Origin of the sequence: Halorubrum sp. GN12_10-3_MGM, from assembly GCF_005435235.1 — an archaeon.
Lineage (GTDB): Archaea > Halobacteriota > Halobacteria > Halobacteriales > Haloferacaceae > Halorubrum > Halorubrum ezzemoulense.
Map to the genome: position 1 here is coordinate 1 of NZ_SGUB01000014.1, position 13,888 is coordinate 13,888.

Here is a 13,888-nt window from a genome sequence, read left to right on the forward strand (position 1 = left end):
TGCTGGCGACGTGGCGCCAGCAGGGACGCAATCCATACGAAGAGCTTCGTCGAGCCGTCAGTAACAATGAACTGATCTCACGGGCTCACGCTGTGCCGGCTGTCGAGACTCCGGGGTAAACACGTACGAGAGAACGATTATAATGGATACACGTTAGCTGTTGGAATATGAGTGCGTCACAGGGTGAAGCCGATCTCTCGGAGGACGAACGTGCGGGTCTTGAACTGATCCGCGAGACGGGTGGGATTCACCAGAGCGACTTTTGGAAAGAGCTGGGCGTCTCTTCGCGAAAAGGAAGCCGACTAGTCGAAGGCCTTGAGAGTGCCGAGCTGATTCAGCGTGAGGAAACGGTGTACGGAGGTCAACGGACCTACTATCTCGAACCAACAGCATCTGATCGTGACTTTTCACTGCTGATGGCGGGTGATATGCTCTCGCCATTCATTGGTGAAGAAGAGGCCGATCCGCAGGCAGACGCCTTCTCCCAATGGCTGATGAACCTCACATACGAGGAAGAGTGACTCTGCTCTCGAGGGCTTCTGACAGCTCTTAGTCACCAACTCTCATACTTTTGTATTGGAATCTCTCGCATAGGGAGTTCGCTGATTACACCGATAATCAACACACGAGGTCGTTGTTTAACCAACGTAGATCGGGGGAACCGTCCAGTATGTTGGTTAATATCGCTCACTCTCATAGAGAACTGCTGAAAATACCTATCGCCAATGGAGTCTGTTATTTCACTTGAAGCAGTGGTGTGTGGGTTCAATACTGCCCCTCCCCCATTTCCGAAGCTTTCGTTGACGAGCAATCGTGGGAACCCGCACACCACCATGTCCGAAGCTATTCACTAGAGAACAAGCGACTACTGTTGTGTTGATATCCAATTTTTCAGACACTCTCGTCTGAAACAGCCGGTCGACGAGGACTGCGAACTCATGGGATTTTCACCGACCACAAACGCTATACGGTATAGAAGTTATTGTTCTGATATGTATGGAACTGTTCGAGATACGCTTGAAGACTGGTATAATCCGAGTATTGAGTCTGCGCTGATCGTCTTGATGGGTTCGAGTTTTACTCTCTTTCTGTTCCTCAACAGTCCCGATCTCACGAACCCGTACTACGTTTTCGGAGTCGGAGTGATGGGCTTTGCAGTCGTCTTTGCGGCGCTTATGCTCATTTCTGTGCTACTGAAGCGCCGATAGACTACTACCCTGTACTGAGCGATTGGGGTGAAAACTCTCAACTGCTGAGGATTTCAACAACGGCTTGAAGACCAATTCCGAGTTCTTCAAACCGGCGTCAGATTATCCAGTAGTATGGACACAGACGACTCTCACAGCGACGTCGTTCCTGGGAGTGATGAGGAACCCGACACGCCGGATGTTGGTGGCTACGACTTTCGCGGAGAATTTGATTTTGACGAGATGCTCGACGCGTATGGGACAACGGGGTTCCAGGCGACGCAGCTCGCAGAGGCAATCGACATCGCCGAACGCATGCAGGAGGCGGACGCCACTGTCTACCTCACGTTCACGTCAAACATCATCTCGTCGGGGCTGCGCGAGACCGTCGCGTATCTTGTTCGAGAGGGGTATGTGGACGTAGTTATTACGACGTCTGGATCGCTGACCGAGGACGTGATCAAGACGGCAAAGCCATTCAAAATGGGAAAATGGGACGCAGACGAGGCATCGCTCCGTGAGCGTGGGATCAATCGGCTCGGGAATCTCTTCGTTCCTTCTGACCGGTATGTGTGGTTGGAAGAGTATCTGTATGATTTCTTTGAGGACTTTTTCGCAGAGGAGAAAGTGAGAACACCGACGTCGTTCGCACGCGAGTTAGGTGAAACTCTTGAGGATGAGGATTCGGTTCTGAAGCAGGCGGCGGACAACGACGTACCGGTGTACTGTCCAGCGTTGACGGACTCCGAGGTCGGGAACTTCCTCTACTACTATCGGCAAGGGTACGATTCAGAAGTGGGTATTGAGATTTTGGACGACTATGACTCGCTAATTGAAGATGGGCTGCTCGCGGACTCGACGGGGCTCATCGCCGTGGGGGGTGGAGTACCGAAACACCATGCAATCATGACGAACCTCTTCCGGGGAGGAGCGGATTACGTGGTGTATATTTCAACGGGGATGGAGGGTGATGGGTCATTATCGGGTGCACCACCGAATGAGGCAGTCTCTTGGGGGAAGATTAAAGAAAATCAGACGAACTACACACAAGTCGAAGCAGAGGCAACACTTGTCTTCCCACTGCTTGTGGCGAAAGCATTCAAACAATAACCTCTCAAACGCCCGTTTCGGGTCTGCTATGACATCGATTGGGCGGAATTAGCGCAATAATCACGTCCAAAATTATATTAGTAATGCTAAGTCAGCGCGAACCTTCTCATGATATAATTTCTGATACCCTACAGAAGACGGGTTAGACGTTTCCAGGGCAAACTCATAATACCCGCGCTGCGTGTCAGAGATACATACAATTACTAACACGTGGTCTCCGGACTCGTATTTTGATGATCTACGGGTCTCCGGATTAGGTAACTAGCAATTATTGTAGATCACGCCTCGAATCTCTCTCGTGAATTCAACATGGAGTTCACGAGGCCAAAAATCACTGAGAGATCTACACGCAATTTCAAGTGGCAGTCTTTTGTGAAGTATAAATATGGACAGGAATGAGGCTCTGGAGCTAATTAGCAACTTGGGGGGTGATGAACATAGTTGGGTTGATTTCAAGTCTGACTACTACATCAAGGGGAGCGCGTACTTGGAAGCGGAGTTTGTCAAGGACATTCAGTCAATGGCAAACGTTTTAGATGGTCGAGAGGATCGTTATCTCCTGATTGGGTGTGACGAAGAGGAAGGGGTGGTCGGTGTTCCAGCAGATGCTGAAGATGAGTCAACCGATACGAGACATATCCTGAGCTTTGAAGAGGATGATTTACAGGAGATCATTGACTCTAGGCTTCGGCCAGGTCCCCAGATATCGCTACACACTTTTGAAGAAGACGGATCTGAATTTGCAGTACTGGTTGTAGGAAAAATCGGTAAGCCTCCCTGTGTCACAACAAGTAAGCTGGAAAATGAAGAGAACGATAGTACCGAGCTGAGAGAAAAGGAGATCTGGCTTAGAAAGGCCTCTGGTAAGAAAGAGGTTGGCCGAGAAGAGTTTGAGTCGATTTTTGAGTATCGACTCGAGCAAGAGCGTGAGTCGTTAATGAGTGGTATTCGTCGAGTAGTAGAACTGGATCCTGAATCTATTGCTACGATCGGTAATCTCGAGCCGAACGAGAAAGCAGAAGCCGATATTACGTTCTCTATCGATGAAGAGGGCGACTATACTGTTTCCAGTGAAGTTACGCGGGATTCATTCACGAAGCTGTCTCACGAGTTGGAGGCAGATATTCATCGGAGACAAAGCAACCCAGAGCACTACACGGATCTTTTTGGCCTAATGCGATATTATGAGGGCTATGAGAACTTCTCACTTGATGATGAGGCAGTTCGACTTCTTACTGAGAGCGCGTTGAAGAACTGGATTCCGGGGGTGCTTTGGTTGGATCAATACGAGCAGGAGCAGGTGATAGATATTCTACAGTCTGTTCCAGATGTTCATAGCATCCGTACCACAGTTTGTAAATTGCTTGTAATAGCTGGAGATGATGAAAGTTTCAATCGATATCTCTCGGACAGTAGTAGCATCACTAATCCTCGGTTTGATGTGGAAAAGTATAGGGGGCAGTTCGGGTGTTCGGCGGAGTCTCAGATCAAGGAGTTGGGGAAAAATATAGATCAGGTACAGTACGGTAATTTCGAGGCAGAGCTAGATGAGTATGAGTCGTTTGACGATGACGAGATCCGTGATCTGATTTCGCAGGTTGCTGGAGTGTGGCTTGATTGTAATGATGAAAAAGTAAGAAAAGATCTGAAGTATGCGTTGGTGAACTTGGAACTCGCTCTGGCAACGAGGATCTTATGACTGGTTGATTCTGTTGAAATCATCAACAGGTGATACATTCCGTCTAGCTTGGTCTGTTGAATCCGCAGAAGGCGTCGGGATCGGGCCACTATACGATTGGTTCAGTATCGCTATCGAGAGAATCCTGAGAAGCAATCTCGGTAGAGGAATGGGAAGGTAGATACCTTCGAGTAGGTCGACCCAGCACAGCCACGGTCAAGAGCGGCGTAATCGGTCCTCTAGGTGTCGTGATCCTTTTGCTGTCATCGGATTCAACATAACAGACCCACACCTATTTGTCCGTTGCCAGTATCCTCGATGCTATGGCGGACGAATTCTTTCCGAATCGCGAGGGCTTAAACTGGGAGTCCGGACGGACAGGAGCAGATTGTATTGTCTATCTGGGCGAGGGTAGCGGAAGTAGGCTTGAAATCGTCATCACAAAATCGGACGGCAAGCCTACTAAGGAGTTCCTCCAGACGACGTACACCGACCGAAGAGATGGTCGCGTCTCGCCGGTGCTCATCGTCGCACAGTACGGCGTTGACAAGGTCGGTCTCTGTGGGCCCAGCGGCGAGGAGCCGATGGTGTTCCGAGATATTGACGCAGGGCAGGCCCAGCGCGTCTGCGAGATCGCCCTCGATAAGCCGAGTGGGAGTTCGGCCCGAAGTTTCCTCAAGGACACCATCCCACAGCTCTCTGACGATCTCGCCGGCCTTCACAATCAAGGACTTCTCTCGACGCATGAACTGATCGAAGGAGTCCCCCAGCGGGACGACTGGGCTGAGGCGGCCGAGCGAGCTCAGAACGCCCTCGCAGAGGATCCGCGTGACCTGCTTGAGGGACTCAACTACACCATTGAGCGCGATACCGACCACAGCTACGTCCTCAAGCACACCGAGGACGGCCGGGAGTCAGCCGTCGCAGTGTTCCTTCAGGAGGAAGAATCGTTCGAGCACAAGCAAGACCGCTTCGTCGGCGACTCACCAGTCGCCTACGCCCTGCGCCAGGCCGAGCAGCGTAACCTTGACTACGTCATCGGCAGTTCTGGTGACCAGCTCCGACTCTACACGACGAATCCCGAGGCTGGCTTTGGCTCGCGCGGCCAGACTGACACGTATGTCGAGGTGAATACGCACCTGCTCGACGATGAGCAGGCGGCGTACCTCTGGCTCCTCTTCTCTGGAGACGCACTCCAGGAGGGCGGCAGCCTCCACGAGATTATGGAGGATTCGAAGGAGTACGCCACCGGGTTGGGCGAGCGCCTCCGCGAGCGGATCTATGACGATGTGGTTCCGCAGCTCGCCGAGGCGCTCGCGGGAGCCCGCGATCTTGACGATCCGGACAAAGACGACCTCGATGAGACCTACCGGATGACGCTGGTCCTCCTCTACCGGCTGCTCTTCGTCGCCTACGCCGAGGACGAGCGGTTCCTCCCACGCTACCGCAATAACCAGTACGATAAGTACTCAATCAAGCAGAAAGCCCGTGATATCGACGAGGGGATGGAGTATGACGACCATCTCACTACGCTCTGGGACGAGGTGATGACGCTTACGACAGCTATCCACGAGGGGTCCTCAACGATGGGGCTGCCCGCCTACGATGGCCGTCTCCTCTCAGACGACGAGGAGTGGACCGAGGCCGGCCACCAGCTCTCCCAAGTCGAACTTTCGGACGCGGAGTTTGGCCCCGCGCTCGAAGCGCTTCTTATCGACGAAACGCCGGATGGCTGGGAGGGTCCGATCGACTTCCGCAACGTAGGAGTCCGGGAGTTCGGTGTCATCTATGAGGGCCTCCTCGAATCCGAGCTCTCTGTCGCCGATCAGGACCTCACTATGGAGACCGACGACGGCAACGAGCAGTACGTCCCCGCCGAAGAGGGTGAAGAAGTCGTAATTGAGGAAGGCGAGGTGTACCTCCACGGCCAGTCCGGCGAGCGCAAGGCCACCGGGACGTACTACACGAAGACGCGCTTCGTCGAGCACCTCCTCGATTACTCGCTAGAGCCCGCGCTGGATGATCATCTCGACCGCATCGACCGCATCCGCGAGGAGGAGGGTGACGCCGCTGCCGCGGACGCGTTCTTCGACTTCCGTACTGCGGACATCGCGATGGGCTCGGGACACTTCCTCGTCGGCGCGGTTGACCGCATCGAGAAGGCTTTCCGAAACTACCTACAGGAGACCACCCTCACCGGGGTCGAGGAGGAACTGGACAACCTCAAGGACGCTGCTGAAGCCGCGTTTGTGGACGAGGAGTACACGCCCAATATTGAACGAAGTCAGCTCCTCCGGCGGCAGATTGCCCGCCGCTGTATCTACGGCGTCGACCTGAATGAACTCGCAACGGAACTCGCGCGGCTCTCGCTGTGGGTTCACACATTCGTTCCCGGGCTGCCACTCACGTTCCTCGATTACAACCTCCAGTCTGGCGATGCACTCGTCGGTGTCGGGACGCTTGGCGAGGTGAGCGACGAACTCGGGATGGAAGAGGATCAGGTGACACTAGGTAATTTCGACAGCGGCACCGGTATTATCGACGAACTCGATGATGAGATTCAAAAGGCGAAGAACGTCTCAGATACGAGTGCGGAAAAGGTACAGAAGGCGCGCGAGACGCGGGACCGTATCGACGATTCGCTCGCGCCCGTTCGCGCACGGCTGGACATCCTTACAGCTGCCCGTATTGACGAGGGTATCAACACTAAGGTTGCCACTGACACGAATGTCGAGGATCCGACCAGCCTCTCAACGTACGAGGACACAAAGGATGTCTTAGAGCCGTTTGAGGTCTTCCACTTCCCAACAGCATTCCCTGAAGTGTTCCATGGAAACCGCTCTGGCTTCGACACCATCGTCGGAAATCCACCTTGGGACAAGGTCCGATTTGAGCCCCAGCAGTTCTGGGTCACTCGACATCCAGGACTCAACACTATCCCTGCCTCCCGACGGGACGATCATATGGACGAACTCCGGGAGAAGTACCCTCAGCAGGCCAAAGAGGAGGAACGGGAGCAACATCAGCGTGAGCAGTATCAGGAGTACGTGGGTAATTCTTACGAGGACCAGGGACGCGGCCACTACGATTACGCGAAACTATTTGTCGAGCGGGCGACCGATATGCTGAACGATGACGGTGAGTTGGGATATGTCCTGCCGCGACAGTGTCTCGTATTAGGTGGCTGGAAGCAGTTGCGTCGGCGGATTATAGAGGATTCGGAAGCAACTGTTCTACAAGCACGGAACTCTGAACAGTGGATCTTCGAGAATGTCGAGGCAAGGTACATGATTGTACTTATAACTTCTGCCCCGGCGGAAGAGGAAGCGGGCGCGCATGTTTGGCCTGCTATTGAGGAGGAAAAGGCGATTGATAACGTCTCACTCGAAAATTCAATATATCTCACTCGCGACGACCTAGCAAGTCTGACAACCGAGAAGCGGCTCGTCATCCCTTGGTTCAACAGTGACGGCGCCCGCGATGTCTTCCCGAAGATGGAGACTGAAGCCCGTCTCTCAACTGGAAATAGCTGGATATGGGGCAAGTCCGACTCCGCTCGCTGGGATTTCAGTGGATCCGGAAAACACACCGACCTCGTCTATGACGAGATGGAGCCAGGGCTCTGGCGAGTACTGATGAGCAGACACGTCGATAATTTCGGGATCAATACTGAAAAGGACTACCGTCGGTTCGCAGATCCGAACGACCTCCTTGGAGAGCAGGACGTGGTTGAAGTAGATGGAGCAGTCAGATACGGTAAGGGCCATCCCGCACTTGTCTATCGCTACGTCGCCCGTAATGACGACACACGGACGCTCATAGCCTCAGCTCTTCCTGCTTCAGGCTTCCTATACAGTACAGGATATATACACGGAATCGAACACAGGGAGGAAACGACGGCGGAGGAACACCTTGCACTCCTCGGCTATCTTAACAGCCTGACTGCAGACTGGTGGAGTAGACGCCTTGTAGACCGACACATGACAGCGCCGGTGTTGAACAACCTCCCTCTCCCGGATTGGGACGAGAACGACATTGAGCGAGTTGCTGGACTCGCAGCAGAATTGAGTCGGCGTGGGGGAGTCCAGAGTCTCCCAGGCGGGGCAGAACTCACAACTGGAAGTTCCCATCAAGACGAGGAGCGGTATGAAATTCGTGCTAAAATCGAGTCTATGGTCGCGAAAGGTTATGCCCTAGAAAGAGAGGAACTCGACACGGTTCTCAGTGACTTCTCGACAAAGGCTGCCTCGGAAGAACTCCGGAGCCGGATTAGAGAACTGGCTACAAGTGATACCACGGAGGCGGGTGCCCACGACCAAAGCGATGACTGAACGGCCACAATTCGTCGATAATCGCGACGATAATACGCTGACTGCCGCTATAAACAGCTATCTGTCAGGGCTCGGAACAGAATTGCGCGATTCGCCCGATCTGGACGTGGTGACCGGCTACTTCAATCCGCGAGGATACTTCTCCGTGCGGGAAGGGCTAGAGGATGTCGGCGACGTACGCCTGCTCATCGGTGCCCAGCCCAACGAGGAGGACCGTGAAGAGTGGCGTCAGCCTGGCGATCCGCTGGACGACGAGCAGTACAACCAAGAGCAGGTCGACGAGGTACTACAGTCGCTGGACGATGATCTCGAACGGGACCGAGACCTGCTCGGCTTCTCTGAGAATGTTGACGAGGGACTTCGAGAGCTCGTGGACTGGCTCCGTTCTGACGCCGTCGAGGTGCGACGCCACGAAGATGGGTTCGTCCATGGGAAGGCGTATCTGTTCGACGGCGGCCATCAAGGCGTCGTCGCAGGGTCGTCGAACTTCACTGGTGCCGGGCTGAACTCGAACTTAGAGCTGAATCTAGGCACCTACCAACCGCAGGTTACCGACGACGTGAGCGAGTGGTTCGAGGACCTCTGGGAAGAAAGCGAGACCTACGACCTGGCGGGGCTGTACGAGGAGCGGTTCGATCCATTTGACCCGTATATCATCTACCTCCGGGTGCTGTACGAGCGTTACGGCGATGAGTTGGCAGCTGAGGGCGAGGACGACGACGGAGAGATCAAACTGGCCAACTTCCAAGAGGACGGAAAGCTCCGAGCACAGCGATTCCTTGAGGAGCGTGGTGGCGTCATCGTCGCCGACGAGGTCGGCCTCGGGAAGACATACATCGGCGGGAAACTACTAGAGCAGACCGTCCAGCAGAATCGCCAGCGCGCGCTCGTAGTGGCTCCAGCTTATCTCCGGGATGGAATGTGGACCAGGGTGCGGTCTGAGTGGAATTTCTACTACGAAGTCATCTCGTACGCGGAGCTCCGGAACGAAGTCCAGCTCGGGGGCGACACAGCCTATCTCGACCAGCCGGTCGACGACTATCAGATGGTCGTACTGGACGAGGCCCACGCGTTCCGGAACCCGAACACGCAGCAGTCTCAGGCACTTCGGCAACTGCTGCGCGGGACACCACCAAAAGATGTGGTGATGCTCACCGCGACGCCAGTGAATAACTCGTTGTGGGACCTCTACTACTTGCTACGCTACTTTATCAAGAACGACGCGGCGTTCGCCGACGACGGTATTCGATCGCTGCGTGACCGCTTCAAGAGCGCCCAGTCTGAGGACCCCTCGGAGCTGAACCCGGAGTCGCTGTTCGACGTACTCGATCAGACGACCGTCAGGCGGACCCGTCGTTTCATCAAGGACAACTACGACCAAGCGCGGCTCCCAGACGGTGAAGGTGGCTACATCTACGTTGACTTCCCCAAGCAGCGCCCGCGCCGTATCGACTACGATTTCGACGATACATTCGGTGATGACTTCTTCCAGGACATCAAGAGAGGACTGGCAGCGGGTGACGATATCGACGAGTCCGAGTTGAAGTTAGCTCGCTATCGACCATCTTACTATCTTGAAGGAGAAGACGACGGGTCCGAGCTGTCGTTAGTGGGGCTGCTCCGGACGGGGTTGCTGAAGCGGTTCGAGTCCTCTTCGCGTGCGTTCGCGAACACGCTGAGCCGGATGGTCACGCAGAACGAAGTGGCGCTCGGGCTCTTGGAGGAGGGGTACGCTCCCGACACGGATGCCATCGACGAGTGGGTCGAGATGGATAGCGATGAGGGGTTTGAGGAGGCGTTCGAGAGCGTCAACGAAGATCAAGTGGGTGCTCGGCAGTTAACCGACGATGATGAGGATCCCGAGCAATTTCGGGCCGACCTCGAGAACGACATTGAGATTCTCCGGTACTGGCGGGACCGTGCGGAGAGTGTCACACGCGATGACGATGAGAAACTCCACGCGCTCCGCGACACTCTCCACGATATCGTTTCCGACGCGCGAGATGATGCCCGAGCCAGCACTACCGAGGAGGCAATGTTTGAGGCGGCCTTCCGCCAGAACCGGAAGGTGCTGCTGTTCTCTTACTACAAGGACACGGTTCAGTGGGTGCTCGACTACCTGAAGGAAGCCGTTGCCGAAGATGACGAGCTCTCGTGTTACGAGGGGCGCATCGCGGCAGTGACCGGCGATGGCTCCGTCGACGGGGTGACGCGCCAAGACGCCGTCAACGGGTTCGCGCCGAACTCAACCGACGCACCGGAGGGCTCGACCGACGACTACGACATCCTCATCGCGACGGATGTCCTGGGACAGGGGGTCAACCTCCAAGACGCGCGGAATGTTATCAACTACGACCTGCCGTGGAACCCGATGCGGGTCGTCCAGCGAAACGGCCGTATTGACCGGGTTAATTCCCCCCACGACGAGATCTTTCCTCACTGTATCTTCCCGGAAGATCGTCTAGACGACCTTCTCGGTCTTGAGCATCGAGTACGCCAGAAACTCACGCAGGCAGCTCGCACCATTGGCGAAGATGGTGGTATTTTCCCGGATATGGAAACCGTCGACCGCAACTACTCCGACAAAAAGGGAGATATTGAGGCCTTACAGAGCGAGGACCCCGATGCGTACGAGCAGGGTGGAAAAGAGGCCGCGGCGTACTCTGGTGAGGAGTATCGGCAGGAACTTCGGAATGGGCTTGCTGACCATGAGAAGCGTGTGACCTCGCTTCCATGGGCGGCTGGCTCCGGGATGTATGGCGATAACCCAGGGTTCTTTTTCTGTGCCCGGATCGGCGAGGAACTCTACTTGCGGTTCATTCCTACAGACTATGACGAGTCTAGCGAGGGCGAAGCGGACGATAGGGATGACGACCCGATAGTCCGTGACACGCTGGGATGTCTGAAGCGAATCGAGTGCGACCCGGGAAGTGAGCGCCATCTCCCGGACGAGGTCCGAAATGGCGTCTACGAGGCTTGGGAGGAAGCCCGGGACGACATCTTCGGTCAGTGGCAGCACCAAGTCGACCCTCGGAACGTACAGCCGGACGTCCCGAAGATCCTCCGCGAGGTTGAGGAGCACTTGGCGGAACATGCGCCGACAAATACTGATCAGGAGGGTGCGGAACGGACCCGCAAGTCTGTCGGGGCTCCGCTCAGTCGGCGCGAACAACGCGAATTCCGTGAAATATACAACGACGAAGGTATAGGACCGGTAGAGAAGTCGAATCTATTTGTTAACAAGGTCGACGAGTTAGGGCTAGAGCCCTTCGAAAGCCCGGATCCCAAGCCCCGGATCCGGAAAGAAGACATCCAACTCATTTGCTGGATGGTGGTTAGCGATGAGCAAACGCGGGAATGGGGTGGACTTGGAGAGCAATCAAGAATCGGGACGTGAGACTACTTCCGTGCGTCTCAGTTGAAATCCTTTAGACCTGATACAAGCGTATCTGAATACAGAATACATATCGGTCACCTCACTACTGCCGTCACCGCTGAGTGAGCCCCCAGAGTCCGTGGTATTGACGTACTCATCTGACCGACACCGAAGACTGTAGCTGGTACAAAACCTAGATCTATCCGGAGCTGAGAACCTTATCGCGCAACTGACGAAGGGCATCCGGGTACTCCTCTCGTGTGTTCAGCTCATTGTAGCCGTCGACTCGCACATCGAACTGGTAGAGCTCTTCCCGTCCAGGTTCCTCTTCACCAATCCTGATGAGGTGGTTCGACGACGGGTCCACTGGTTCGTACGACAGGAGGTTCGCGAAGGCCTGAGAGACGACATCGGAGTCCGTTTTTTCTTCGATTGTCTGAAGTTCTCTGAGCCAGTGGTTGACTTCGTTCGGATCCGCTTGGTCAATCCCCCTGAACGTAGGCCGATCAACAGATGGGAGCTTGGCTGTGTTCTCAATAAAAGCCACTTGGATCAGCACCTCACATAGGTCAACGGCTAAGTCAGTGGCACCGGTGTCAGCAGTATCGATTACGAGGTTCTGCCAGGCTCGCCTGTAATTAGCTTCTGCCGGTATCCACCGTCCGTTCTCGATTCGATGTTCAATAACGACGCTCGTGAACTCGATGAGTGCTTGCTGACAAAATCGCAGTTGTTCGACTCTATCAGGCGGTGTTTGTCTACCGTCGCCATACAGGTCGTCAGGCCCGAACTGCTTGAGAGGCTGGCTCTCACCAATTAAGTCGAGTGTATTCGCATGCGCTTCACAGAAGTGTTCGAACAAGACACGAAGCGAGTCGGACATCCACCCAGGTTCTTCGACGGTTCTGACGGAAGAGCGCAGTCGCTGCCGTACAATTCCACGAGCTGTAAGCATGATCGTGCTCGATTCAACCTCAGAGGCTTCTTCGGCCAACTCGCCCACTCCTTTCCAGCACTGGTTCAGTGAGGCGTACCCGCGGTCGGTATATGGCCCGTCGCGAATCGTGTTTTGGAGCCCCCTCAAGGCCTGATTCGTGACTCGTGACCGTGGCCCAATTCCGATCCCCTGTGTGCCGATCTCGACCTGGCCCTGAATTGCAGTATTCCGTATTTGTGATTCGTCGTTCTCGGCAGCGTGTTGAGCGATGAGGTGGAGATGATCTTTCAGGACTGGACCAAACAGTTCCTCCTTAGCGCCAAATTCTGAATCGTCCAATAGCTCCAGCTCCTCAACCTCGGTGAGGGTCTTCTTTGTGTAGGGGATGTAGTGGTCCAACGCAGAGGTAGCAGCTGAATACTCGCCTTTCGACAAGGCTGTCATAGTATAACGAAAGAGCGGTTGTAGTGGGTGCGTGTTCGACTCCGGGCTCTCGGCGTACGCTTCGGTTTTGTCGATGTACTCCTCAACCGAGACCGTCTGGGTGAACAGTTCTACGAGGCGTTCCGGAATCGATTGAGAGACCATCTCAATCGAGAACAGGTAGACCGATACTAGAACCAAGATGAATAGCACCAGGGTACTGTAAAATAACCCGGAGAGAAGCGGGTGTTGGGCCTGCCCGAGGGCGAGGTACACGACGACGTCGAGAGTGATAGAGCCAATGAAGAGGGCGAAGGTTTGCCTGAACTGGTCCGTTCGTAAGAGTAGCGTCGACATCCGCGGGGCGTAGTTCGTTGCCACCAGTTGGGTCGCCAAGAGTGTGACAGAGACAACAATCGCGAGGATGCTCGCTTGGGCAGTAACGAGCGTCTGGAGGAGACCCTGGACTGATTGGTCAACAACAAACAGGCTCGGAACGAGTGCGGCAAGGAATGTAGTCCCGATGGCCACACCAGGGACGCCCCATTGGATTAGTGAGCGGAGGTCCTCCCAGTCCAGGGTCATGTGTATCTATTGAATGAGAATAGCGTGTTGTAAGTTGTTCTAAAACATCGGAATCCACCTGTGACTATTTCACTATCAAAATCACAGGGTAATGACTGGCTGCTTCCACCCTCTATATCCAGCCCGTGTTCTTGAGATACACAATCGTCGAAGGTTTTCAACAGAGTACTAAATGACCAAACTAGGCCTGAAAGTTGGCCTAGTTGAGGTCTCACAGACTAGTAGCGTGACACCATCTCAACAGTCGAACAGAACATGCGA

6 protein-coding genes are annotated in these 13,888 nt (G+C 54.6%); 5 read left to right on the forward strand and 1 reads right to left on the reverse strand.

Annotated elements, in window-relative coordinates; translation table 11 throughout:
* The first annotated feature begins 167 nt into the window (after window positions 1-167).
* The 5 genes from EXE47_RS11315 (at window position 168) to EXE47_RS11340 (ending at window position 11,703) form a co-directional block, all read left to right on the forward strand.
* The gene (locus tag EXE47_RS11315) at window positions 168-521 is read left to right on the forward strand and encodes a MarR family transcriptional regulator (RefSeq protein WP_089309196.1); all 354 of its coding nucleotides are present in this window, start codon (window positions 168-170) and stop codon (window positions 519-521) included.
* An 801-nt stretch (window positions 522-1,322) separates the two neighbouring features.
* Window positions 1,323-2,297 (forward strand): deoxyhypusine synthase, encoded by a 975-nt coding sequence (locus EXE47_RS11325; RefSeq protein WP_089309197.1) that lies wholly within the window; start codon window positions 1,323-1,325, stop codon window positions 2,295-2,297.
* Window positions 2,298-2,682: 385 nt separating this feature from the next.
* Window positions 2,683-3,996 (forward strand): helix-turn-helix domain-containing protein, encoded by a 1,314-nt coding sequence (locus tag EXE47_RS11330; protein WP_137708296.1) that lies wholly within the window; start codon window positions 2,683-2,685, stop codon window positions 3,994-3,996.
* Window positions 3,997-4,298: 302 nt separating this feature from the next.
* On the forward strand, window positions 4,299-8,306 hold the full coding sequence (locus tag EXE47_RS11335) for an Eco57I restriction-modification methylase domain-containing protein (protein ID WP_137708297.1): 4,008 nt from the start codon (window positions 4,299-4,301) through the stop codon (window positions 8,304-8,306).
* A 109-nt stretch (window positions 8,307-8,415) separates the two neighbouring features.
* Window positions 8,416-11,703 (forward strand): helicase-related protein, encoded by a 3,288-nt coding sequence (locus EXE47_RS11340; protein ID WP_241997578.1) that lies wholly within the window; start codon window positions 8,416-8,418, stop codon window positions 11,701-11,703.
* Between the two features lie 178 nt (window positions 11,704-11,881).
* Here EXE47_RS11340 and EXE47_RS11345 read toward each other — a convergent pair whose 3' ends face one another.
* Window positions 11,882-13,627, reverse strand: coding sequence for a DUF2254 family protein (locus EXE47_RS11345; protein WP_137708299.1), 1,746 nt, complete (start codon window positions 13,625-13,627; stop codon window positions 11,882-11,884).
* Between the last annotated feature and the right edge of the window lie 261 nt (window positions 13,628-13,888).